The sequence below is a fragment of the Pseudoalteromonas sp. G4 genome, assembly GCF_028875915.1.
GTDB lineage: Bacteria > Pseudomonadota > Gammaproteobacteria > Enterobacterales > Alteromonadaceae > Pseudoalteromonas.
On record NZ_JAPEHW010000032.1, the window covers coordinates 1 to 23,802 of the forward strand.

22 protein-coding genes are annotated in these 23,802 nt (G+C 37.2%); 10 read left to right on the plus strand and 12 right to left on the minus strand.

What is annotated here, in order from left to right; all coding sequences use genetic code 11:
- Positions 1-361: 361 nt before the first annotated feature.
- The 4 genes from ON073_RS10800 to ON073_RS10815 all read right to left on the minus strand — a co-directional run bounded on the left by ON073_RS10800 (position 362) and on the right by ON073_RS10815 (position 4,525).
- Positions 362-913: a hypothetical protein gene (locus ON073_RS10800; protein WP_274761901.1), complete on the minus strand. Its 552-nt coding sequence runs from the start codon at positions 911-913 to the stop codon at positions 362-364.
- Positions 914-1,503: 590 nt separating this feature from the next.
- The gene (locus tag ON073_RS10805; RefSeq protein ID WP_274761902.1) at positions 1,504-2,760 is read right to left on the minus strand and encodes a tyrosine-type recombinase/integrase; all 1,257 of its coding nucleotides are present in this window, start codon (positions 2,758-2,760) and stop codon (positions 1,504-1,506) included.
- 98 nt (positions 2,761-2,858) lie between these two features.
- Complete coding sequence (locus ON073_RS10810) at positions 2,859-4,277, minus strand: hypothetical protein (protein WP_274761903.1); 1,419 nt, start codon at positions 4,275-4,277, stop codon at positions 2,859-2,861.
- 2 nt (positions 4,278-4,279) lie between these two features.
- Positions 4,280-4,525, minus strand: coding sequence for an excisionase (locus ON073_RS10815; RefSeq protein WP_274761904.1), 246 nt, complete (start codon positions 4,523-4,525; stop codon positions 4,280-4,282).
- A 360-nt stretch (positions 4,526-4,885) separates the two neighbouring features.
- On the opposite strand from ON073_RS10815, the gene ON073_RS10820 reads away from it, so the two are divergent.
- Both ON073_RS10820 and ON073_RS10825 read left to right on the plus strand, forming a co-directional pair.
- Complete coding sequence (locus ON073_RS10820; protein ID WP_274761905.1) at positions 4,886-5,554, plus strand: hypothetical protein; 669 nt, start codon at positions 4,886-4,888, stop codon at positions 5,552-5,554.
- A gap of 475 nt (positions 5,555-6,029) precedes the next feature.
- Entirely contained in the window at positions 6,030-6,515 is a 486-nt protein-coding gene (locus tag ON073_RS10825; RefSeq protein WP_274761906.1) for a low molecular weight protein-tyrosine-phosphatase, read from the plus strand.
- A gap of 85 nt (positions 6,516-6,600) precedes the next feature.
- Here ON073_RS10825 and ON073_RS10830 read toward each other — a convergent pair whose 3' ends face one another.
- Positions 6,601-7,620: a sensor domain-containing diguanylate cyclase gene (locus ON073_RS10830; RefSeq protein ID WP_274761907.1), complete on the minus strand. Its 1,020-nt coding sequence runs from the start codon at positions 7,618-7,620 to the stop codon at positions 6,601-6,603.
- Between the two features lie 233 nt (positions 7,621-7,853).
- On the opposite strand from ON073_RS10830, the gene ON073_RS10835 reads away from it, so the two are divergent.
- The gene (locus ON073_RS10835; RefSeq protein ID WP_274761908.1) at positions 7,854-8,801 is read left to right on the plus strand and encodes a DUF368 domain-containing protein; all 948 of its coding nucleotides are present in this window, start codon (positions 7,854-7,856) and stop codon (positions 8,799-8,801) included.
- Between the two features lie 307 nt (positions 8,802-9,108).
- On the plus strand, positions 9,109-9,321 hold the full coding sequence (locus ON073_RS10840) for a hypothetical protein (protein ID WP_274761909.1): 213 nt from the start codon (positions 9,109-9,111) through the stop codon (positions 9,319-9,321).
- Between the two features lie 71 nt (positions 9,322-9,392).
- Here the strand turns inward: ON073_RS10840 and ON073_RS10845 are convergent, their stop codons facing one another.
- The 4 genes from ON073_RS10845 to ON073_RS10860 all read right to left on the minus strand — a co-directional run bounded on the left by ON073_RS10845 (position 9,393) and on the right by ON073_RS10860 (position 15,134).
- Positions 9,393-12,356, minus strand: a complete 2,964-nt coding sequence (locus ON073_RS10845; protein WP_274761910.1) for a TonB-dependent receptor — start codon at positions 12,354-12,356, stop codon at positions 9,393-9,395.
- 329 nt (positions 12,357-12,685) lie between these two features.
- Complete coding sequence (locus tag ON073_RS10850) at positions 12,686-13,330, minus strand: NAD-dependent epimerase/dehydratase family protein (protein WP_274761911.1); 645 nt, start codon at positions 13,328-13,330, stop codon at positions 12,686-12,688.
- A gap of 8 nt (positions 13,331-13,338) precedes the next feature.
- Positions 13,339-13,956, minus strand: a complete 618-nt coding sequence (locus ON073_RS10855) for a LysE family translocator (RefSeq protein ID WP_274761913.1) — start codon at positions 13,954-13,956, stop codon at positions 13,339-13,341.
- 296 nt (positions 13,957-14,252) lie between these two features.
- Positions 14,253-15,134: an endonuclease I family protein gene (locus ON073_RS10860; RefSeq protein ID WP_274761914.1), complete on the minus strand. Its 882-nt coding sequence runs from the start codon at positions 15,132-15,134 to the stop codon at positions 14,253-14,255.
- Positions 15,135-15,612: 478 nt separating this feature from the next.
- On the opposite strand from ON073_RS10860, the gene ON073_RS10865 reads away from it, so the two are divergent.
- Both ON073_RS10865 and ON073_RS10870 read left to right on the plus strand, forming a co-directional pair.
- Positions 15,613-16,881 (plus strand): sensor domain-containing diguanylate cyclase, encoded by a 1,269-nt coding sequence (locus ON073_RS10865; protein ID WP_274761915.1) that lies wholly within the window; start codon positions 15,613-15,615, stop codon positions 16,879-16,881.
- 238 nt (positions 16,882-17,119) lie between these two features.
- Complete coding sequence (locus ON073_RS10870; protein ID WP_274761916.1) at positions 17,120-17,455, plus strand: zinc ribbon domain-containing protein YjdM; 336 nt, start codon at positions 17,120-17,122, stop codon at positions 17,453-17,455.
- Positions 17,456-17,521: 66 nt separating this feature from the next.
- On the opposite strand, the gene ON073_RS10875 is transcribed toward ON073_RS10870, so the two are convergent.
- The gene (locus tag ON073_RS10875) at positions 17,522-19,792 is read right to left on the minus strand and encodes a tetratricopeptide repeat protein (protein WP_274761917.1); all 2,271 of its coding nucleotides are present in this window, start codon (positions 19,790-19,792) and stop codon (positions 17,522-17,524) included.
- Between the two features lie 199 nt (positions 19,793-19,991).
- Between ON073_RS10875 and ON073_RS10880 the strand changes: the two genes are divergently transcribed.
- A complete protein-coding gene (locus ON073_RS10880) occupies positions 19,992-20,945 on the plus strand; it encodes a tetratricopeptide repeat protein (RefSeq protein ID WP_274761918.1) in 954 nt (317 codons plus the stop codon).
- Positions 20,946-21,004: 59 nt separating this feature from the next.
- Here ON073_RS10880 and ON073_RS10885 read toward each other — a convergent pair whose 3' ends face one another.
- Both ON073_RS10885 and ON073_RS10890 read right to left on the minus strand, forming a co-directional pair.
- Positions 21,005-21,295, minus strand: coding sequence for a hypothetical protein (locus ON073_RS10885; RefSeq protein WP_274761919.1), 291 nt, complete (start codon positions 21,293-21,295; stop codon positions 21,005-21,007).
- A 153-nt stretch (positions 21,296-21,448) separates the two neighbouring features.
- The gene (locus ON073_RS10890) at positions 21,449-22,339 is read right to left on the minus strand and encodes a LysR substrate-binding domain-containing protein (protein WP_274761920.1); all 891 of its coding nucleotides are present in this window, start codon (positions 22,337-22,339) and stop codon (positions 21,449-21,451) included.
- Positions 22,340-22,550: 211 nt separating this feature from the next.
- Between ON073_RS10890 and ON073_RS10895 the strand changes: the two genes are divergently transcribed.
- From ON073_RS10895 to ON073_RS10905, 3 genes are all read left to right on the plus strand, one after another.
- On the plus strand, positions 22,551-23,177 hold the full coding sequence (locus ON073_RS10895) for a hypothetical protein (RefSeq protein WP_274761921.1): 627 nt from the start codon (positions 22,551-22,553) through the stop codon (positions 23,175-23,177).
- Positions 23,178-23,283: 106 nt separating this feature from the next.
- Entirely contained in the window at positions 23,284-23,427 is a 144-nt protein-coding gene (locus ON073_RS10900; protein ID WP_274761922.1) for a hypothetical protein, read from the plus strand.
- Positions 23,408-23,752 carry a GNAT family N-acetyltransferase gene (locus ON073_RS10905; protein ID WP_274761923.1) on the plus strand — a complete coding sequence of 115 codons (345 nt, stop codon included), beginning with the start codon at positions 23,408-23,410 and terminating at the stop codon, positions 23,750-23,752. The genes ON073_RS10900 and ON073_RS10905 overlap by 20 nt, the downstream gene beginning before the upstream one ends.
- The last annotated feature ends 50 nt before the right edge of the window (positions 23,753-23,802 follow it).

Consider the following 23,802-nt stretch of genomic DNA (forward strand, 5'->3'; position numbering starts at 1 on the left):
CGTTTATCAATTCGTTTAGGGGGTTGTTCATTTTTAATTACTCATTTTATTAATTGAGTAATTAACTAGATTTAAGACATGCAAAATAGCGATGTTCATCGCAATAAATTTAAGAAAATACAAAATAGAAACGGGTACATTCGTCAATATACCCGCGATTAACCTGTGTTTAACTTGTATTCATGGTTTTAACTCTTAATTAAAATAAAATCTGAGTGCACTCTTCGGATCTCAACACCCCTGGCAAACAATCCATATATCGAACAGCGCTGGCTTATAAATTATGCGCGCACCAGATGTTCGTCGCCCGTGCTTCGGTGGCGTCATCTTATGAAATGATTACAAATAGCAAAAACTTTGATTAAGCCGTTCTTTGCACCCAGTGTTTTTTATTATTGGGTGAACGAATGATTTTATTTGCTTTATTTAATGAGGTAATAGCGCGGCAGAAATCGGCTTTAGTTAACCCTAATTGCTTTTGTAATTTATCGTTTAGAGGCCTTGGTTGATGTAACGCTTCAAACACTAGCTCAACATGTGTTTTTGGCTGAATAGGAACAACTGTATCGTCTTTTGTTTTTATGATGCTAGTCTTTGCGCCAAACAACGCACACTGAAACTCAAACGCATCAATCAGGCTTGTGTCGTTCGTGTATAAACAAAACTCAACGTTTTTAATTTGTGATTTTGGTATTGAGGTGAGAATACGCGATAAGTAAGCGATGATGTAAAAATCAGCTTGGTTAGACGAACTAGGGTAATCTGATAAGCACAAAAATAGTTGCTGTTCGCATACGCGTTTAATGCTTTCAACTTTTGAAAAAACAAACACTTTATCAATAATTGTGGCGTTTACTTTCTCAAGTTCCTTAAGGCCGATATTTTCGGCATCAACAAAAATCATTTTCATCATAAAATCCTTTTACACTAATGTTGAATTTTGATTATTCAATACTTACATGTAGCAGTCAAACACACCAACTAGCAATATTCATTGCTAGTTACTACAAAATTAGGCTCGATATGATTCTCGTAATCACTGTGTGATGAAAATAGCCTTCGACTAATAGCCTCATTGCTTTGCAATTCAACTATAGGCACTTTAACCGCTCGTCATTGCTGGGTTTTGCTACGCAAAGCAATGACTCTGCGTGCTACGCACTGGGCGCTTAAAGTGCTCGCGCTATCTACCGAGCTACGCTCTGTAGTAACCGCCTTTCCGCCCGTTTTTAATTGTGGCTGTTTTTACAAAACGTTTAGCCACTATTAACGTGCTGCTTTCTGACGAAAGCTGAGGTTCGCTTTCGAGTTTTACAAACTCTTAGCGAATTTTGCTGAAGGCAAAACGAAAATGCGGTTACTACAGACCAGCTGTAGATAGCGCGGCTTCATTTGACTTGTCATGCTGACAACTAAAATTACGCGCTTGTTGGCATCATGCTGATGCGCTTTTTATTGCATTTTGCTTGCAGCAAACTGCTGCTTTTGTTCTTTCAGAAGGCGCTATATTTTGACTATTTGCCAATCTGATCCGCGTAAGTCGTTATAGGCGTCTGTCATTTTTTGTTCGCTATGGCCACAGAGCTGGCGAGTGTCGATGCCTTGTTCACGGTACAAGCGCTCAGATAAAGATCTTATTTCATGGAAGCTCGCTGGTGTGCTGCTCCAATTAATACCTGTTTTATCGCGGGCATTTTTAAAATGACGAGTTAAAAGAATAGGGCTCACTGCATCACCTATTTTAGCTTTATTACGGTTTTTTGTATGGTGTAATACAAAGTCACTTTCAATATTGTGATGCGCTAATTTAATGACATCATGTATTGATTGATCAATTATTCTTAACTTAAGAGCTAACGGTATTTTTAAAAGCTTGCCAGTCTTTAACTGAAAAACATGTAAATAGTCGTTTTCAAGATAGGAGTAGGGAGCAAATCTAACTAACTTTTGAAACGAATCGCCCGCATCATTGGTGTCGATAAAGTGGTTTGGGTTTTCTTTATATTTATTGAAACGTTCTTCCCAATCGCTACCTTTGAATTTTCTTAGAAGACATAGGTCAGTCCTACGTTGTGCCGTGACGAGAGCTAAAAGACTCGCTAATTTGAAGGGCTTGTAATCAAATTGAGCTGAGATTTGCTCAAATTGCGATAGTGATAAACGAGATTTTGTGACTTTAGCAACGGGCTTTTTAGTTGTTTTAGCTGGATTAAACATAGAATCGACTTCACCAGCTTGTGCCGCTTCTGTGAATATGTCGATGTACACACTTCTCACAGCCTGAGCTGAGCGCACTTTTCCTTCTTTTAAATAGCTATCAAGTAAAGCTTTAACGAGTTTAGTTGTGATGGCATCAAGTTTGTATTTACCATGTGCTTTATTAATTCGGTTAATTAATCCGCGGCGAACTTTCCAAGTGTTTGGTTTCAAAGCACCAGATTTTAGTTTATCTTCTTGAACAGCTGTGTATTGAGTAAGCCATGTGCTGAGTTTAATGCTTTTGCTCGAAGTTTTGGCTGTGTTTACTATCAAAGTAACCTTAGCACTAGCAACTAATGGGATAAGGCAAGCATTGAGCTTCCGTGCTGTTTCTATAGCTTGTGTTACATCGCTACCAAGGCCTCGATATTGCTTGACGCCAGTGAATTCTTTAAATCCAAATCTGGGGTCTTTATACTGGCAAGCAACACCTGTTCGACTTCTTCTATCACGTCTTACGTAAAGATTTTCGACGCCATGTTGGTTTAGCTCATTTCTCATCTAATCCAAGGCCTGTTTTATTTATAACTCTTTAATTCTCCTAATTTATATGATAAAAGTCATGAATATGTTTTACGCCTGTAAAAGATATTCTTATGCTATTCAATCTCAGCAAAGCTAGTGCGTGGTGCTAGATAAGTTTCAGTTATTTTACTTTTTGGTGAATGCCCTAATGAGGATCTAACTCCTTTGCTCGCACATTGTGAATTTTCAATTTCGTCATCTATGGTGCTTGTTTTAGTTTCTTGTACAAGGCGTTCACCATCGCGACCATTGTATTTTTCTGATAGTCTGGCTGCAAGACTCCGAAGTTCATATAATGAAGGCGGAGTGCCACTTGCCCAGGTTAAATTAAGTTTAGCAATCTGCTTTTTAAAATTATCTGCTACAGCTTTTGGTGAGATTGGATCTCCCGATTTTGCTCGCCCGCGCCCTTTTTGATAACTTAAAACGAAATCCGATTCTACTGTTATGTATTCCTCTATTTCTTTTAGTATTTCACCTGCGCTTTTGATATTTTCATCTACCTTATGTGAGAATGGTACAGTACGAAATGTTCCTTTTTTTGTTTCGAAAATACGAAATACTTGAGCATCTTTATCAATATAAGAATATGGTAAGTTTTTAATTACATCTTTAAACGTTTTGACTTCAGAATTCGAAAATTTCCCGTCGTTATAGTTTTGTACTCTTTGTTCATAATCTTGCCCTCTCTCTTTTCTCATTATGGATACTTCAATAGGTCTTGCATTTAGTACGAGACAAAGGTCATTGAATAATTTATATATTTTTGGTTGACTATTATTCGCCTGAATTTTAATAAATACCTTATATTCAAGTCTCGATCGCTTAACTTTTACTTTTATAGACTTGAGCTTGTTTAGGTCGTTTAGATTAAAGTCAAAGTAACCTTGTTGTGATCCATGTTTTAAAAGTCTTTTGTAACCATTTTTAAGTTGTTGAGCAGCTCTTTTTTTTCCTTTACTTATTAAAACGGCCATATGTTTTGATATATTTTCTATTGTTAGATACTCAGGCGAGAGATTACCAAAAATCTTTGCGATTCTGTTATAAGGCGTGTTGTATGTTTTAATAGTAGCAGCTGCTAAATTATCTCGAATGTGCTCTTGTTTAATTGAGCTAATTACGGAATTCACTGTTAATTGTTCATTATTGGTTTGCACCAACTTATGCTCAATAGGGCTGATTGTAATTTCTGGTTCGACAGTTTTTAAGTATGTTCCATTATTTCTAATTTTGTATTCCTCTTTGTAAGCTTTAATCTCGGCAATTGATAATTGTGCGAATGCTTCTAGGATTTCATTTGCCTTTGTATTTGCGGTCTCTTTACAGCTGCCAAGTGATAGTCGCTTTACGTTGCTTTTGTATAAGCCATGTAAACCATAAAATGGATTGTTCATTTGGAAACTTTCCTTAGTTGCTGATCTATCGTCTGACTTGCCATAGACGCCAGTAGGAAGGCCTATTGATAATGAATTTATTTTTTGTACAGGCATAATTATCCTAAAAGTTGTTGTAATTTTTGGTTTATTTTATTGCGTTCATCTATGGTTTTTAGCTTGGGCTTCAAATCAACAAGCTTATTAATATATTTGGCATTTCTAATAACTTTATATTTACCACCATGTTTTTCTGGGGTAGGAAAAATTAAACCTTTTTGGCACCATCGGCGAACTGTTTGTGCACAGTAAGCATCGCCATAATTTAAGTGCCACCAAGTTTTTAGATCTACGAAGTTATTCAAGTTTTGTACTCCAAGTAGTTAATTTCCCCTATTAGAAAATAATTTTTGAAATGTACAAAACTTCGATTAAGCAAAAAAAATAATATCTTTTTCTAGTTAAAACAGTGCAATAGGAGGAGGGTTTTATATATTTTGCTTATTTTTAATAAAAATATTTTTAGCATTGAATACTGTTAGCCTAAAAAATAAACAAAAATTACTGGTTGTGATTTATGTAGGAAATCAATAGTAGGTTTAACTTTAATAAGGATTAACGTTAAAAATATGGTTTGTTGGGCATGTTAGGAATATATTATCTAGAATTTAAAAATGCTTATTAATTGAATTTTATGACAATTAACAAAAATGGAATTAATTTGAATGACAAACTCTAATGTTTCCCAAATAGATAACCTCGAAGAACTTTTAGTTGATTGGCAAAGCAAATTTCCTGAAGGCTTACATTTTAATATAGATGGAATTATTTCTGTTGATGATTGGGAAAAATGCGATGTAAAAGTTTTGTTTGTTTTAAAAGAAACTAATAAAGCTAAGCAAAATATAGTCTCGGCAATTAATAGAGCTTTAACAACAAAAAAAAGCGGTTGGTGGAAGGGTAAAGTTCTTCGTAGAGTTGGACGTTGGGCCTATGGTTTACAAAATTATAATGGTGAAGTCCCTGCTATAAGAGATGCAAAACTAAATTTAAAAGCAGCAATTAAAAGTATTGCATATATTAACATTAGAAAAACCGCTGGAGGGGCTAGAACTAATAAAAAGTCTTTTGATGCTCATGCAGCTGAGTTTGCTCCTTACGTTCGTAGGCAAATTGAATTAATAAAACCGGATATAATAGTTCTTGGTGGTACTTATAAGCAAATTAAGAAGTATGTATTTCCAGAACTTAGTAAAGTAAGTGAACGAGTGCATAAGCATGAGGACATGTTGTTTATTAACGCTTTCCATCCGGCGGCTGTTAAGCAGGCATCAATTCTTTACCAACAAGTTGTAGGAAATTACCATAATTATAAAAAAGAGAATATGAACTGACTTGACTGCTGTATAACAAGAAAGTGTAGCAACCTTAATCGATGATCGCGATTGAGGTTTTTCACTAAATTAGGAAAGTCTATTACTTTGGTTTCAGCAATAGCTGATAATTTATAACGTTAATCAGAATTAAAGTGAATTATTCTTTAAATTCTGACAGCTTGCCGAATAGTCCACTTTTTGACTTTGCGTCATTATTTCACCTTTTATTTCACTCAATTTCATAGGCCTCTTAAACTTGTCAGAAGCAACGTTAGTTGTTCTCTAAACCACTATTTATTCGTTTCACATCGTTAAAATAAATCAGCTTAATCGTAATTTCGTGTACTCATTCCGTTTGTTTACTATTGTCAAAAATTGGAGGCTTTTCTCCTAGAATTCTCCTAAAATATTCCCCACAAAAAATGTAACCTATTGATAGCTAAAGATATGTTATGATAGGTGTAAGAAGTGTCAAAAACTGGAGTAAGTTATTGTGGATAAAGGGAAAAATCGGCCTTTTCGAGTGCTAGTCGTATGCATGGGTAATATTTGCCGTTCGCCTACGGGTGAAGCGGTGCTTAAAGCTAAGGCGATTGATACGGGTATAGCTATAGAAGTGGATTCGGCTGGCACTATTGCTTATCACGCTGGGGAGCGCTCAGATCCGCGTTCTCGTGCTGCGGGTGAGGCGCGTGGCTATGATTTCTCGATGATCCGTGCGCGGCAAGTAACAGCAAATGATTTTGAATATTTTGATGAGATCCTTTGTGCGGATAAGCAAAACTTGGCGGACTTACAAGCGATATGTCCGAATCAATATCAAGACAAAATAAAGTTATTTTTAAGTTACGGTGATATGGGCGAAAACGAAATACCCGACCCTTATTATGGTGGTGATCAAGGGTTTGAAACCGTGTTGGACTTGGTTGAAAATGCCTGTGATGCTTTTTTAAAATCACTCGATAACAAACGAGTGTGATTTAGTAGATTAATTAAAAAATTACGATAATTTTAAAAGGCACAAATCAGTTTGTGCCTTTTAACTTTGCCTGTAACGTAAAGGTTTACAGGGTAATTACACAATTGCGCCCTGCATCTTTTGCTTTGTATACAGCAACATCAGCTCTTTTGATGGTTTCTTCAATGGTGTGTTCTAAGCCCATTTCAGCGACCCCAAAGCTTGCGGTCAGTTTAATAATTTTATGTTCATGTTGGATTGACATGTTTTCAACTGATACGCGCAATCGCTCAGCCAATAGCGATGCTTGTTTTTCTGTAGTGTATGGCAAAATGATTATAAACTCTTCGCCACCATATCTACATAGAACATCCTCTAATCGCAATTGTGTTAAGCAGTTTTTTGCAAACTGTGCGAGTACAATATCGCCCGCTTCGTGACCAAATTCATCATTAACTTGTTTAAAGTGATCTAAATCGATCATTATCAGTGATAGTGGTGTTTGCAAACGATATTGCGAATTTTTAGCACTTTGAACCCGTTCGTTAAAATAGCGGCGATTTTTGAGACCTGTAAGGGTGTCTACAAATGCCATTTCTTTAAGTTGATTTTGAAGCTTTAGTGTTTCTAAAGCCATCAATCGTCTACTACAACTATCAGCGAGTGATTCAGCGTAAACAATATCCTCGTTAGTCCAAATATGATGATTTGCATAAGATTCGCAGCTCACCACGCCATGTGGTTTACCATTATGATAAATCACCGTATCGAGTAGCGCTCGTGAACAATTATTGTTATGAATTTTCAACTCGATGGTTCGATTATCTAGTTCGACATTGTTCGCGGCAACAGTATGCCCTAAAAGTATTTGTTCAAAATACACCGGATATTGTTGTATTGCTAAGCTTTGACAAAACTCTTCTTGATTGTGGGTACTTGCAATACAGTTTAATTGGCTTGGTTTGTCTAAATCATTAACTAACCAAACGGATATTTTATCAACACAGAGAAAGTGTAAGCCTTCACTAAGCAGATCTTTTAACAGTTCATCAAAGCTTTCAGCAAACTCAATGCTATGAGAACTAACGCGACGCAACCTTTGGCGTGCTTGTTGAGGTGTCAACATACAACTACAGCCCTTTAAAAGTGTGCTTCCATACACAGGAAAATAACTTTTTCACCAACTATAGTATTGCTTTTGGGTAATTATTGTTTGATGTAGCGCAATAAACCAACGTTATTAGAGCTAATAATCGATTTAACGTATTAGATAAGCTCCTCGTAATAAGTCGAGATAGTATTCTTAAACGACTTCCCCTAATATACGCCTAGTTTTTATTTAAGGAGAAAATTAAGGCTATGTCACAGCAAAAAGACACGCTGAGAGACTATGCTATGACCTTTTTGAAAGGTGCAGGTATGGGCGCAGCTGATGTAGTACCTGGCGTTTCGGGTGGCACCATTGCATTTATCACGGGGATTTACGAACGATTACTTACCGCCATACGCAGTGTTAATTTAACCGCATTTAAAGTATTAAAAGACCAGGGTATCAAGTCACTTTGGCAACATATTGACGGGAACTTTTTAGTGGCTGTGTTTAGTGGATTGGCTATCAGTGCATTATCACTTGCTAAAATAATTACTTATTTATTAGCACATCATCAAACCTTTGTGTGGTCTTTTTTCTTTGGATTGATTATTGCCTCATTTTTACATATTGCTAAACAGCTTGAAAAATGGGATATCAAAACTGTTTTAGCATGTATTTTAGGAACCGTGATTGCCTTTACCATTACCTCTTTAGCGCCAGCTGAGGCTAATGCGAGCTGGTGGTATTATTTTGTGGCAGGCGCAATCGCTATTTGTGCCATGATTTTACCGGGTATTTCTGGCAGTTTTATTTTATTGTTGCTTGGTATGTATGGTCATGTTTTAGCAGCCGTAACATCGTTAAATTTCACGCTGATAGGCCTGTTTTTAGGCGGTTGTGTTGTTGGCTTAATGACGTTTTCACACTTCTTAGGCTGGTTATTAGCGCGCTTTAGAGATGTCACTTTTGCATTACTGGCTGGATTTTTATTTGGTTCGCTTAATTTACTATGGCCTTGGAAGCAAGTAGTAAGTACTTATACCAATTCAAAAGGTATTGAGAAGCCATTAAGCCAAACTAATATTGGCCCGGAAACCTATCAAATGGTGACAGGGCAAGATCCACAAACATTGATCTGTTTTGCCTTAGCTGTATTTGGCTTAGGCTTAATTTTAGCGATTGAAAAAATCACTGCGGATAAGCCAAAAGGCTAAATTTACAGTATTTTATAGAGTAAAGCCCGAGCTGTTGCCTCGGGCTTTTTAATGGCTTAAATAATGATGGCTGAATAATACCAATTCACTTAACTAGCTGAGCACAGTAGTGGACTAAATATCATGCTAACTGTGTTAAATTTTATACATGTAAAACAACGGCATAAGAAAATTATGCCTTTATATCATTTTATTTTTCAGCGCTATTATTGATCACATACTTAATATATTTAGTATAAAAAGTGTGCTAAATCTATTTTTTATGATACAAATTACTTGAACATAAAATAACCGTTAGTGAAGTGTTATGTGTCGTAAAAATAAGTTAATAATGCGCGTGGTATTGAGCGAACTGATGACGAATCATCCAAAGCCAATTAAGCGCCATGAATTAGTTTTGTCGGGAGTGGCAGAAAGCGATGTTGATACGGTAATCGATTATTTAACACAAGAGAACTACGTTAGCTGTGATGAACAAGGGCATCTTATTCTCTCCAGTGAGTTTGAACCTAATAGTTAACTGTTGTTTATTTTGTATAAAAAAGCCCGAAACACTGTTTCGGGCTTTTTAGTGCTTTGCTTAATTGTTAATTAGAAAGCGTAACGTGCTTCAAAGCTAATGTAACGAGCACCTAAACGACCTGATGTCATTCCCCAATTTGGGTTAACTTCTTGACCGTTTGCGCCATCACGAGCATTCGCTTGCACAACCGATGTTTGTGTATCGAAGTTAAACAAGTTATATGCTGTCGCTTTTAGCTCTAACGGATTACCTGCAACTGAAATATTGTATGCAAGGCTTAAATCAAACTCTTTTAACCAGTCAGTTTCGCCAAAAGTGCCACGTGGTGCTGGGTTACCGTCTGCATCATAGAAAGACACATGATCATAACCACGACTATTACATTCATCCCATACCGAGCCTTCAGCACAGCTATCTACACCCAGAGGGTGACGAGAGAATTTACTGATTGGTACACCTGATGTGATACGCATATTAAAGCCAAGTACTAATTCATCCGTAATGTTGTAATAACCATTCATTTTGAATGAATGACGGCGGTCATTTGGTAGATTACCATTTGAGTGATCCATTAAATCAGCATAGTCATATGAGGTTGTCCAACCTGGATCGGCTTGGCCGTTATCAGTTCGCACTAAACCTTCTGTGTTACCCCAACTATGCGACCAAGTGTATGACGCGTTATAGTGGAAATCTCTGCCAATTTTGCCAGATAAGGTATTTTCGATTGCACCGTACTTACGCTCAGGATCAGGTAAACCGATGTAATCTGCTGGGATCAGTATGCGCTCTGCAGTACCATCGCCATTTGTATCGTAAAATACTTCTAAATCAGTGCCTGGGTTATTAAGAATATAAGCATAACCTGGATCGCTATTGATACCATTTTCAGCAAACCATTTACGCATTACAGGTGCATAGTTGGTATCTTCAATTGATTCTTTTAGGTCACGGTAAATACCGCGAACACCATAAACTAGGTCGCCATCAAGAAATTCGCCTTGATAACCAATGGTGATTTCATCAGAGTACATGGCTTCTAGGTCTTGGCTAACAATCATGCCAGTATCAATTTCACCAGTTTGTACTACTTCTTCACCAATATATGCGCCTGTGCTTGGTGAACCATCAGGAAGCAGAACGGCTTGACCATCAGCATCCACTTCACCTACTTCGTAGTAATAACTAATATCACGACGTTGACCACCTTGTGTAATGTTCATATTTGCTGAAACAGGTTGGTAGTAACGACCAAATGTTGCAAATACTTTTGATGTGCCGTCACCTAAGTCATAGATAGCTTGTAAACGAGGCGCAATTTGGTTATCCACATCAACATATTTTTCACCGGTTGAAACCGTGTTGTAAACGCTTGAATAACGTAAGCCTAGGTTAAGCGTTAGTTGATCGGTTACTGTCCAAGTATCTTGAATATAAAATGCGGTTGAATTTACTTCTGAATCAGTAAAGTCAGTACGTACACGCTGCTCAATAAATGCTTCGCCTGCCGGATGGTCAACAGGGTTGCCATTCCATGCATACATTGGATACCACCAACCTGCACGATCACCAACACCGTTCGGACTATTTACATAATCTACGTCGATATTAACGTAATCAAAGCCAACTTTGATGTCATGATCTTCTAACGTCCAGCTAAAGTCAGCACGTAATTGGTCGCGAATAAATTCACTTTCTGTGATTGAAGAAGCTGATTCTTGTGATAGCTTTACCCAACCGCCAGTTAGTTGTGACCAAACCAGTGGATCAGAGCTTGTTGCTGAATTATATGTTTTATCAACAGTACGTCCCGCAACAACTTCAACTGACATATCGTCATTGATAATGCCTGAATAAGTTAAACCAAAAATATCACCGCCTGAGCGAGATTTGTAATCACTTAAATATTCGCCAACTTCTTGCGTTTCCCAATCATTTGCATAGGTTTTACCTTTGCCTTTGTTGGTAAAACCAATAGCAGTTGCAGTAAGTGAATGATCATCAGTAATAAACCAGTCTACTGTTGCAAGGTAACGGTCAGATGTGCTCTCGCCAATATCAATGGTATTGCTACCAGCTGCTTCATAATCGCTTTTTTGTGGCGCATAAACACCGTAGAAGAAAAGCGTGTCTTCAATTAAAGCGCCACCTGCGGAGAATGAAAAACGTGTGAAGGTGCTTTCATCTTGTGCGCTGTTCGAGAAGTAATTTCCTTCACGATCAATCATATTTTTATGATGAGAACGCGTCGCTTCTGGGTCAATACGTGCGTATGCTTCGAATTCCCAGTCGTTACTACCTGATTTTGAAATAGCATTAACAATGCCGCCTAAAGCACCGCCAAATTTAGGGTCAATGCCACCCGTCATTACTTCAGTTTGTTCAACACCTTCCCAAGGCAGGTTAATTGAACCGATACCCGTTTTGATATTGGTAATGTTAATACCATTTAAGTAATACGCATTTTCTGCAGAAGAGCTACCACCAATACTGGCAGCGCCAAACTCACCATTACTTACAACACCAGGAGAAAGTAGGGCAATGGCTTCAAAACCTGTTTCAACGGGTAATCGTTTTAATTCCGCTTGTGTTACAACAATGCCGCCTGTAGATGATTCCATATCTACACGGGCAATTCTGCTGCCAGTGATTTCAATGGTTTCCATATTTGTACCAACTGAGTACATGGTGTTGTTAAATACAACTGAACCACCTACAGTTACTAGGATATTCTGCTCTAAGACTTGCTCATAACCTTCTTTTTCAATAGTAAGTGTGTACTCACCAATCGGAAGTTTACGAAGTGTATAACTACCATCATCTGATGTTGTAATGGAACGAGTAACACCTTTGGTTTTATGTTTAAGCGTAACTGTAGCGTTTGCGAGTTGCTGCTGTTCGGCGCTTGATACCACCCCTTTCACAGTGCCGTTAAAGGTATCGTTAGCTAAAGCAGGTAAACTAACAGCCATTGCAGATGCCACAGCAAGTGCGCAAGCAGAGCGTTTAAGTATGTTGCTTGTTTTTATCATTATTGCTTATCCTGATTGATTTATAGGTATAATGTATACAGTATGTAAATTGATGTTACAGATCAGGTTGTCACTTGTAAAGATTGTATACATTATAATTTATTCTTAGTCAGATAAGGCTTTCTTATAAATTGCTTGAGAATTTGATGTGCTTAATTTAAGTGTTTGATTATAAATAAATTTAAATTTTTTGAAGAGAAGGGTTGTAGTCTTCTTAATATTTTAAAACGTATTTATTATGTAGAGAATAAATTAAATTGTATTTTCTGCATTAATTTGAATGTTGGCTATATAGGGTTTTACCCACGCAAACCTGTAGTTAGTTGAAACTAATTAAATAGTTCATCTAACGTATAAATGGCTTGGTGCTCCGTTTGATTTTGATAAACATCAAGTAGTTTATGTGCTACCTGCTGCCCAGAAATTGGTCTGTAGCGTTTTAACCAAGGAAGTTTACAAAGTGTTGGTAGAATAACACTTGCGAGAGTTTCAATTATTCTAAACTCTTGCCGTTTACCAAGTAATAATGACGGTTGTAAAATTGAAATGCGTTTAAAACAAAGTGCTTTTACTTTTTCTTCAAGCTCTCCTTTCATTTTAAGGTAAGGGCTGCGGCTATTGCTATTTGCACCGCTAGAAGATACGAGTAAGTAATCTTGTATATTGTTATTAGCTGCCATTTCGGCAATTAAATATTGGTAATTTAGGTCAACTCTTCGCTGCGCCTCAATTGTTTTAGCTTTCTTTTTAGTAGTACCTAAGCATGAAAAAAGCACATCACCTTTAAATAAATGGCTGTGTTCTGCTAACTTTTCGAAATCAACAATGTGGCATTTTAGTTTTGCATGGTTAAAAACGAGTTCTCTTCTTGCAATTACAACGACTTCTGAAATGTCATTTGTTTTACAGAGTAATTTAACAAGCTCATTTCCAACTAAGCCTGTTGCACCAATAACGATTGCTTTTTTCGACATGAAAAGGCCTAAATATTTGTAATTACAACGCGTAAAGCCAGCAATAAAAAGGCAAAAGCTAATAGTTTATTGATAATATGTGCGTAGCGGGTAAGGTCGAATTTTTGGTTCGCTTTACTTGTGATAACACTCACAATGCAATACCAAAGTGTATCAATGGTAAATACCGTTAAGCACATAATGAACCCTTGATACACAGTAATGGTTTCAGGATCTATAAATTGTGAGAAAAGTGCCAAAAAGAAAATTGCCAATTTAGGGTTTAAAAAAGCAATCGCAAAACCATCTCTAGCAGCGTAAAGAGAACTGCTTGAAGATGCTTTATCAAAACTAAACTTGCTGTTACCTGCCTTTAAAATGTTATAAGCCAAATACACTAAATAAATAGCGCCACCAAATAACAACACTTTGTAAGCAATTGGAAATTGGTGAATAAGTCCCGCTAAACCAACAACAGCAAGCGCTGCGTAAATGCCTACACCAATACCATGTGCGACACTCGCAACTAATCCGTGTTTTAAACCTTGTGCCATCGAATGCGACAAAACTACAGCTAAACTAGGGCCTGGTGACATCGCACCAACAGCACAAATTCCAGCTAAGCTAAGCCAAAGTCCCAACTCCATATTCACTCCAATTTATTATAATGCCCACTTAGGGTTATTTTTATTCATTAAGCCAAAAAAACGCAGACTTTTATAGACTAATATTTGCTTAAGTAATTTATGGCTTGTATATCTTATTTTGATATTAACAGTTATAGCCATGGCCTTTTGGCTCGTTAACTAAGTCACTAACCAAGTGATTAAACCGTGTTTCTTCTCATTAGAACTAAGGTGAATCGAGAGATAAACAGCAGCGCTTTTGCTTTTAAAAGCGATTTCTTATTCGAACTAACCTACTACACAAAGGTAATTAGCTTCTAATTATTTTCGCAATCAGATTGGTAAATAATCTTGACCCATTCTGGGTGATCAATAAAAGGGTTGCGATTAGCTTGAAACTCATAAATGGTGTCGTTTCTATTTATTTCAAAAGCATCAATAGGGTCGGCAAAGTGCCAGCGGTATAAAGTACATAAATCGCCAAGCTGACCAACTTCACTGGTTAAATCGGTTCGTTTTGTATCGTAATATGAAACTACTTCGAGATCGGGCATATCTTTATGGGAGTCAATCTCATACATCACATCCATATAAAAAATCATACGCGCTATGTCACCTTTTACACCATCATTGGGCTCAAACCACAGCGATTTATTCTTTTTATTATTTGGCGCCTCTTTTAAAGGGTACCCCCCTTCAAAAAAATCATTATCACTGCGCTTAGTATTCAATGAAACATCGGCAGGCTTAAGATGATGTAAATCGGTATAACCTTGTTGGGACTTTTTAGGAAACCCATGACTTTTGGGCCAGATATGTTCTCTATTCCAATAATCTTGTTGACGGCTATTAATGCCACTGCCATTATTTTTCTTTGCAATAGAGGTGTTTTTATAAATTAAACGAATATTGTTCGCATTATTTGGATCTTCATCTGTGAAGGTAAGGGCTGTCCAAACTTGTTTATAACTTAAGTTATTAAATTCACGGTTAATGTCTTTGTGCACAGCGTGTTTAAATGCTTTTATATTCTGTTTATCAACCTTATAACTGCTAAGATAATAATCCTCTGCATCAAAATTCGCGCGATTTTTCACTTTAACTAATGAAGGGCAATTCGTACAAATACTTGTTTGTGAAAGAAGATCAAAGCTTGTTAAAAAAATGACAAGCGCAAGAGCAAACCACATTTTTGGCATAAAACACATTATTATTCTTATTATCGGCAGGCGAATTGTAACGACTTTATTGCTAAATTTGCAATCAAAGTTGTACTGGAACAGACTCCGCTAGAAACTATTACGCGGTTCGTTCAGAAAACCTGCACTTTAAGTAAGTGTTTGACTTGGTTGATTTTGTTTTTAGCGTTATGGCGTTTTAAATTTCGCCATAAGACTAAATTGCTATATACTTGAGCAAATTAAAGGCTATTGTTCACGCCCAAAATTGCTTTGGCACACAAATTTATTATATCGCGATAAGCAATACCGATTTTATTGATTACACGATCAAGAAACGAGCCAAATACCTCATTGAGAGCGTTGAAAAACTCTAATGTAGAGCAACTACATTTTATATTTTTAACAGATTACTGAGTCGAGTTTCTATTGCAATGAGTGCCAGTAAATTAATGCAATTGTATAAATAATTCTTCGGAATATAAACGTTAGGTGATAAATGACTGCAGAGTTAAAAAAGAGAGTTGCTATTTTAGAGGGCATGCTAAGCATTGTTGGTGCCTGTATTTTTAGCAAAGATTTAGAAGGACGCTACACCTACGTTAATCAAGCAGTATTAGATGTGTTTGATTTGCCCGAAGAAGAAGTGCTCGGAAAAGACGATAGCCATTTTTTTGATTTAGCACAGTCAAGAGAAGTTATCGAAAACGACCAAATGGTAATGCGTACCGGTAAGATTTTACAAAAAGAAGAAACTAATTTTGTAAAAGCATTTAACCGTGAAATAACTTATCAAATCATTAAAAAACCACTTTATGACGAGAATAATAACTTAATTGGCGTTTGTGGCATCGCAAACGATATTACTGAGCAACGCCAGCTGCAAAGTAAAGTAGAAGACCAAAACAAGTTACTTGATATTGTGCTCGATAATGTGGCTGCCCATATTTACATGAAAGACGATTCCCGAGAGTTTATTTATGTAAATGCTAAAGTTTCCGAATTATTTGGACTGCCAGTTGAACAAATTATTGGTGCAAAAGAACAAGATATTTTGCCACCAGAGATGGCTGCACATTTTCATGAAAGTGACTCAGAATTATTTGTCAGTGGTGTAAAACAAACCATTGAAGAAACAGTGTCAGATGACGATGGTAATACACGTCATTACTTAAGTGTTAAGGTGCCGTTTGAACAACACGGGCGCAAATCGCTTATTGGGTTTTCAACCGAAGTTACAGAGCTTTATCAGCTAAAAGAGCAGTTCCGTAAACAAGCTAACACAGACTATTTAACCAATTTGTATAATCGTCGCTATTTTGTTGAAACGGCAGAGCGCGAGTTTAAGCGCGCAGAGCGAAGCAACGCGCCGTTTGCGCTGATGTCATTAGATATTGATCATTTCAAAAAAATTAATGATAAACACGGTCATCCAATTGGTGATGTTGTTTTACAGTCTTTTGCGACTAGTTTATCTGCAAACCTACGTGACGAAGATGTGCTGGCACGTATCGGAGGCGAAGAGTTTGCAATACTATTGCCAAATACGCCATTTGAGAAAGCCCAAATGGTGGCTGAACGTATTCGTGAATATCAAGCGAGCAATCCAATCAAGACCGAAAAAGGCGACATTTTAGCTAAAGTAAGTATCGGATTGGTGATGAAAGCAAGTGATGATATTAATTTTGAAACCATGTTTAAACGTGTAGATAAAGCACTTTACCAAGCTAAAGAGCAAGGCCGTAACCGAGTTGTTGCACATAATTAAAGAGTAACAGTTTGCACTGCATTCAATCTTCTTGATTGTTTAACTGTTATTTAATTTCATTTGTGAGTTTTAAAAAAGGTGCTAATTGTAGCGGACTGACTTAAATATTAGTTAGATTTTTTTAGAGAATGCTCTTTAAAACCTTATAGCGCAGTGTGTTTATTGTTAATAACCACTCGCTTAATAGGGTTTAATCTATTAAAATAACGGTAAAATAAAACAGGAACAGAGAATTATTATGTCGTTACCTCCTTGCCCAAGCTGCAAATCAGAATACGTTTACCAAGATCAAGAAAATTTAGTGTGTCCAGAGTGTGCGTTCGAGTGGAACCCTGAAGAGCAAGCACAGGAAGATGCGATTGAAGTGAAAGATGCAAATGGTGCGTTACTTGCTGAAGGCGATAAAGTGACTGTTATTAAAGATCTTAAAATCAAAGGCAGTTCACAAGTAATTAAAATTGGTACTAAAGCACTTGTTCGCCGTGTATTTGATAAAAAAGACCACGAGTTAGACTGTCGCGTTGATGGTGTAGGCGAGATGATGGTTACCGCTAGATTCGTTAAAAAAGCATAATTGATTTATGTTTTTTAACGGCGAGCGCGAGCTCGCCGTTTTTGTTTTTAAACCTACCAAATACGATTAATTGACACTTTGCATCATACGTAATTGTTCAACCATTTGATTAATTTGCGGGTTATTTGGCACCAAGGTTGCCAAATTTTCTGCGTAGTAAAGCGCTTGTTTAAACTGGTTTAGTTGAATATAGCTTTGTGCCAAACTATAGCTGATATCAGGGTTGTTAGGGGTTATGGCAAAGGCCTTTTCGAAATTACGGATTGCAAGCAGTGGTTTATTTTGGTCTTGCAGCAATAGCGCATAAGTATATACATAGCTTGCATTGTTTGGTGCAAATTGAGCGGCCTTTTCTAAACTACTTAATGCTTGTTCTTTTTGATTACTACGAATTTGACTCATCGATAAAGCGTAGTGAACTTCACTTGCCTGATTATTAATTTTCAATGCTTGATTGAGAATATCTGCTACCTTGTGCTCTTTGCCTTGTTGGCGATATAAATCAGCCAAATTGACATAGGCAGGCATAAAGATTGGCTCTATTTTAATTGCATTTTGATAATGCGTTTCAGCTTGGTTTTGCTGATTTAATTCAAGCGCCAAAATACCTAAGTTTGTGTGTGAAAAGCCTCGCTCGCTATTGTATTGTTGGCTTTCTTTGTATTCTTCGAGTCCTTTCGCTAAACGTGCCTTATCAGCTTTGGCCAGCTCACTTGGAAAAGGCTCAACCATCATCGCAGCTAAACCACGTGCAGCTTCAATGCGAACACTTTTATGTTTATCTTCCAATAAATGATTATAAATACGCCATCTATCTGTTACGGGGTAAGGCGTTGCAGCATTAATAGCTGCTAAGCGTTGTAAGGGCTCGGCAGCTTTCACCGCGCGCGCGATTGCCACCAGTGCATTATTGCCGGGAGTGTTTCGCATACGTGTTAAGGCAGATGCGCGGATAATATCCGAATAGTTGTTGTCTTGCGCAATGCGAGTCAGCAATGTATCTGCTCCCGGTGCACGGTTATCTGCGCGGTAAAAACTAGTGGCAAAATGTTCAGCACCAATATGCTTGGGTGTTTTATGTAGTTGATTAAGTTGTTTTACAGCCCAGTTAGCCGATTTATCTTGATGGCATGTATTACATGCGTTAGAAACACCGGTTGTGATTGTTAAGTCAGGTCGTGGCACTTTAAAGCTATGATCGCGTCTAGCATCAACTTGCATATAGGTTGTGGTTGGCATATGACAATCAACACATTGACTACCCGGCTGATTAATAGGGTGGCCATGGTGCTTTGGTGTATCAAAAGTTGTGCTTGCGTGGCACTGCGTACAAGTTTGATTGCCAGCAAATTTAAGTTTTCCACTATGTGGATTGTGGCAGTTGGTACAAGTAACGCCTGCGTCATGCATTTTGCTCTGTGCAAAAGAGCCCCAAACATAGTTTTCATCCCATACTTGCCCGTCTACTTGATAAAGTTCGGAAGTAATTAATGCCGGTTGAAATGCATTTAAAAAGTCATGGGGGTGTTGTCGGTCGTTTAGGTTTGAGCGTCTTCCATGGCAGCTAGCACACATAGGTACTTGCTCTGATGGTTTAAGTGCTTGCACACTTGTCATTTTGCCGTTGCTGTCACTTTTAAAAAGCGGGGTTTGTGGCCCAATGTTTATATCAAAACCTTTGTTATTTATAGTGTTATCGCCATTTGCCCATTTTAAGTGTTGTTCGCTATTTCCGTGGCATGCATTACAGCTCACATTGATAGCAGAATAACTTGAGTTAAAAGTGTTAGTGCTTAAATCAAAATTCTTTTTAAATTCAGTGGAATGACAATCAGCGCACATATGATTCCAATTTTGGCCCTTTTGACTCCAATGGAACTCATCTTGTGCTTTTTGCTCTGGGTGCAAAACAAACCAACGTTGACCGCCCTCAGCTTTCTCTCGGCTATCCCATGCAAACGGAAAAAACTGATAGTGGCCATTGCCAAAGTCAAACATATATTGCTGGAGTGGTAAATAACCGAAGGTATAAGCAACATGATAGCGAGTCATTTCGCCTGCCAAATTAGGCATTTCGATGGCATAGTTTTCGCCGTCTTTAAAAAAGCGTACTTGCGTGTTTTGAAATGGAAAAGTTACATTATCAAAGTTGCCTAAAACCGAGGTTGCATTTGGCTTTTCCATGGCATGAAAATGGTGCGACGTTTGCCAGTCTTTAACTTGGCTTTGATGGCATGAAACGCATCTTTGTTCAGCTGTGTTAGTAGATAGTGCATTTGCAGATGTTACAACTGAGAGGCAACCTATAAAAACGAAAGCAAAAAACGCTTTAACCATATTCCATTATCTTTTTGTAGAGTTTTGATACTTATAACAAGTTGCTTTGATAAAGGCAAAAAATAGACATTAAATTTGATTTAACGTGTTATAAGTTATAGCTATTTTAATCTGTGTATTTTGCTAAATTAATCGTTATAGTATGTTATTCAGAACCAGAATAAACACCTTTGTGCATCGAAAGTTCAGGGAGAATTTTATGCAAATACCACATCTTCAGAGCCTTTTTCTTGCACTGCTAATCGTGTTTTTTAATCAAACTTTATTAGCTTCAGAGCAAACACCACAGCAGCGTTTAGATATTGAAATCAGTAACTATACAAAAATATGCACTACCAGTGAGTGCGCAAAAAGCATGCAAAAAATGCGTAAGTTTGCCCGCTGGAAAGAGGCAAAAGCACAGTTGATTTTAGGTTTTGCTTATTTATATGGCGATGGTGTTGAACAAGATACAGAAGAAGCCATTAAATGGTTAAAACGAACGGTTTTTAATGATAATCCGGGGGCAAAAAAGTTCGCGTTAAAAGCAACGCAAACCCTTGAAAAAATGTACCGCCAAGGTATCGGTGTAGAGCAAAACGTAGCGCAAGCGGATGAGTATTTCTCACTTCTTGTGGAGCAAGGTTATGCGCCAACACTTTATAAACTAGCACTATCATATGAAGAAAAAGACATTAAAAAGAGCATTAGCTACTTAGTTCAAGCTAGCGAAACACATTATGCCCCTGCAATTTATCGCTTAGCGCAAATTCATCAATTAGGTTATGGCGTTGCACAAAATGATTTGTTGGCAGGTAGTTATTATAAACAGTTGGTAGTAAAAGATTATCTTGATAGTCGCGAACAGCTAAGTGGCATTATTGCATCACTTAAAACTAACCCTACACCAGAGGGAACTGAGCAACTAGTTGAATTTGAAAGAATGCTCAATATCGAAGTGATTACTGTTAACCCCGATGGTGTTGTTGCAGAAGATAAATTAAGTAATTCACTTGCACAATTCAAGCGTAGCAAAGGAAAATTTACACCCGCGACAGGTAGCCGTATTAAAGGGCGTAGTTGCGGTAAAACCTCAAATTCATGTGGCACAATTCAAAGTGATGAATTAGAAGATTTAATTAATGAAGGTGCTGGTAGTACTGATGGCAATTAGCCTCATTAAACATGTTTGCTCGAACTAAGTCGAGCAAACTTAACTCGCGAGCTTTTAAGTTATTTAAAACAGCAATACTCAGTTCTAAATCTAGCTAGCAACGGTGTTTTTACTTTTGCGCTTGTAGTTTTAGCCGCTTTTCTCACATTCAAACGGAGTTTTGCTTGCTGCAAACTCTGCTCAATCTTATCATCTAAATAGACCGCCAAAACAAGCGCTAAGATAGTAAAAATAGGTGCATAAATAAATGACGAAACAATATCGCCTTTGATTGTTAGGTTGATTATGAGTGGCATTGAAATTACCAAGGCCGCAACCAAGCGATAAGCTATTAACAGTGTTTGAGACATAACTAACATCCTTTTAGAGTAAGCAATATTTATGTCTTTACTTTAGTGGTTTTGATTGGAAACGACAAAAGGATAATATTCACCTAATAGGTGAATGAAATTCACCTATATTGATTTATTATTGCTTTTTAAAGGATCAGATTCGAGAGGGCTTTAGGTATAGAGTTCGGGTGAAGATACGAGCCAGTTGATAAAACAGCGAATATCATGACGATTAGCATCTTCTTCTCGATAAACAGCATACAAACCTCGTTTGAATGGCACAAATTCATTAAAAGGTGTAGTTAATGTATTGTTGTTTATTTTACTGTTTTCTATAGGGAAAATGCCAAGTGCCAATCCTAAACCTTGGCTTGCAGCGTTAATTGATGAATCATAATCAGAAAAGGTAAGTGAGCGTTTGGTTTGGGTAAGCAATGTACCTGTTGCTTTAGACCATTGTGACCACACATCGTCCATGTAGGATAAATCAATTAAGGGTAACGCATTCACATCGTCAGGCGCATTCACTTGGTATTTATTTAAAAACGACTTCGAACATACTGCGGAGATGGTTAAATCGAGTAATTTTTGGCTTATCGTATCTGGCCAGTTACCCTGACCAATGCGAATAGCTAAGTCAATGTCGTCGAAGCGTAAATCAGACACATGGTTACCTGTTTCAATGCGTAATTCAATTTCCGGGTGCATTGCTTGAAAGGCGCCCAATTTAGGGATGATGATATGACTTGCCATTGTCGTAAAGCATGAAATTTTAAGTGATTGTGATGAAAACCGATTTCGTACTTTACGTGTTCCTTGCTCGAAACATTCAAGCCCCTGTTGCACAAAATTTAAATACATTTCACCTGCATTATTCAACACCACACCACGGCTTTTACGTTGGAACAAACTAAAACCGAGCTGCTCTTCAAGCGCTTTAATTTGATGGCTTACTGCTGAAGGTGTGATGCATAGTTCGTTACTCGCCGATTTAAAGTTTTGATGACGGGCTGCGGCCTCAAAGATACTAAGTAAATGCAGAGGTGGGTATTTAGAGCGCATATTCTAAACCTTGCTGTGATTTTTATCTTAGCAACTGTATTCAATTGATGAATCAAATTCAACACAAAGCTGGTTGCGATTGTGCTCTACAAATGGACTTTCTTATAAAATGAATGAAAGCCTAATAATGTGACCAGTCGCTATGGTGTTTGGTATTTATCTAGGTACAATTGAAAACGTTTAATTTTTAATTAGTTAGCTAGAGTTTCTTGTGAAAAAAATAATAAGTAAAGTCGCCTTTGAGTTAATTGTTATCACCCTTGGTGTGTTAATCGCACTAGGTATTAATGCCTGGTATAACAATTTCCAACAACGCCAAGATGCAGAGCAATTACTAACGAAAATTGCTTACGAATTACAACAGAATATCCATCGCTTAGAGCTTGCTTCGGCCAGTTATAATGCAAGCATTGAGCAGTCTAAAAAGTACGAACAATTATTTGAAGAGACTGGCGAAAGCGACGGTTATGAATTTGTGCTAAAAATGTTGATTATTGAACAAGGCGCTTGGCAGTTTTCAAAAACGCGTCAGGAACTAAATACTTTACCTGTTGAATTATTGATTTCATTGGATATGGCCAGTCGCAGTACATCTGAGGCGAAAGAAATGGTGAATCAGTTTATATTTCAAGGTCATGATGAACTAAATGAGTTAGTCGATAACGATATGAATGCACGCTACCTTGATGGCATGGAAAGAGAATTAAAGCAAATTAAATTTTATCTTGATTATGCTTTGTTAAGCTCAAAAAATGCGTTATCTCATTTAGAAGAGTTTCGTGAAAGTGGCAAAATTAGCGCTAAAAAAGAAAACGTTGAGCTCTCTACGACCTTATAAACACCATTTTAAATAAACGCAAAGCATCAGGCCGATATATGACTTTAACAAGCTAAATATTGATGCTTTGCCTTTGTAAAAACCCCCTTAATTGTAAAACCCATTTATGATTGCTATTGAAAAGTTAACTGCGCAACATTTAGAACAGCTGAGCAAAGTTGTTTTAGCGAAAGATCAAATTCAATTTGCATGCAGTGCTGAAGAGTTTTTTAAAAGAGAGCAATCAGCGCGTGCATTTACATGTAATTAAGCACACTTCAAAAGTGATTGGCTTTTTTAAACTTGATTGCGGCTATCACGAAGATTATGCATTTTGCCCAAGTAATGGATTAGGGCTGCGCTCATTTGTAATTGATAAGCGTCTGCAAGGGCAAGGCTTAGGTCAAGTTACCATAAAGGTGTTAATTGCGTATTTAAAACAACATTACTCACATTACTGTTGGCTTTATTTAACGGTTAATTGTAAAGATAGATTGGCAAAAAGTTGTTACCAAAAAGCGGGGTTCTTGGAAGAAAAGGCGCTGTATTTAGATGGCCCGGCTGGCCCCCAACATATTATGTACATGGCGCTTTAATGCTTAATTTTTTAAATAATAAATTAGGCCTTTTATTTAAGCTGGTTAAA

Bases quoted from the DNA above. Each gene is read 5' to 3' on its own strand.
- ON073_RS10800 (WP_274761901.1), bottom strand. From the start codon at position 913: ATGATGAAAATGATTTTTGTTGATGCCGAAAATATCGGCCTTAAGGAA.
- ON073_RS10865 (WP_274761915.1), top strand. From the start codon at position 15,613: ATGACTGCAGAGTTAAAAAAGAGAGTTGCTATTTTAGAGGGCATGCTA.
- ON073_RS10835 (WP_274761908.1), top strand. From the start codon at position 7,854: ATGTCACAGCAAAAAGACACGCTGAGAGACTATGCTATGACCTTTTTG.
- ON073_RS10820 (WP_274761905.1), top strand. From the start codon at position 4,886: ATGACAAACTCTAATGTTTCCCAAATAGATAACCTCGAAGAACTTTTA.
- ON073_RS10845 (WP_274761910.1), bottom strand. From the start codon at position 12,356: ATGATAAAAACAAGCAACATACTTAAACGCTCTGCTTGCGCACTTGCT.
- ON073_RS10900 (WP_274761922.1), top strand. From the start codon at position 23,284: ATGATTGCTATTGAAAAGTTAACTGCGCAACATTTAGAACAGCTGAGC.
- ON073_RS10810 (WP_274761903.1), bottom strand. From the start codon at position 4,277: ATGCCTGTACAAAAAATAAATTCATTATCAATAGGCCTTCCTACTGGC.
- ON073_RS10875 (WP_274761917.1), bottom strand. From the start codon at position 19,792: ATGGTTAAAGCGTTTTTTGCTTTCGTTTTTATAGGTTGCCTCTCAGTT.
- ON073_RS10880 (WP_274761918.1), top strand. From the start codon at position 19,992: ATGCAAATACCACATCTTCAGAGCCTTTTTCTTGCACTGCTAATCGTG.
- ON073_RS10870 (WP_274761916.1), top strand. From the start codon at position 17,120: ATGTCGTTACCTCCTTGCCCAAGCTGCAAATCAGAATACGTTTACCAA.
- ON073_RS10855 (WP_274761913.1), bottom strand. From the start codon at position 13,956: ATGGAGTTGGGACTTTGGCTTAGCTTAGCTGGAATTTGTGCTGTTGGT.
- ON073_RS10890 (WP_274761920.1), bottom strand. From the start codon at position 22,339: ATGCGCTCTAAATACCCACCTCTGCATTTACTTAGTATCTTTGAGGCC.
- ON073_RS10850 (WP_274761911.1), bottom strand. From the start codon at position 13,330: ATGTCGAAAAAAGCAATCGTTATTGGTGCAACAGGCTTAGTTGGAAAT.
- ON073_RS10830 (WP_274761907.1), bottom strand. From the start codon at position 7,620: ATGTTGACACCTCAACAAGCACGCCAAAGGTTGCGTCGCGTTAGTTCT.
- ON073_RS10860 (WP_274761914.1), bottom strand. From the start codon at position 15,134: ATGCCAAAAATGTGGTTTGCTCTTGCGCTTGTCATTTTTTTAACAAGC.
- ON073_RS10840 (WP_274761909.1), top strand. From the start codon at position 9,109: ATGTGTCGTAAAAATAAGTTAATAATGCGCGTGGTATTGAGCGAACTG.
- ON073_RS10805 (WP_274761902.1), bottom strand. From the start codon at position 2,760: ATGAGAAATGAGCTAAACCAACATGGCGTCGAAAATCTTTACGTAAGA.
- ON073_RS10885 (WP_274761919.1), bottom strand. From the start codon at position 21,295: ATGTCTCAAACACTGTTAATAGCTTATCGCTTGGTTGCGGCCTTGGTA.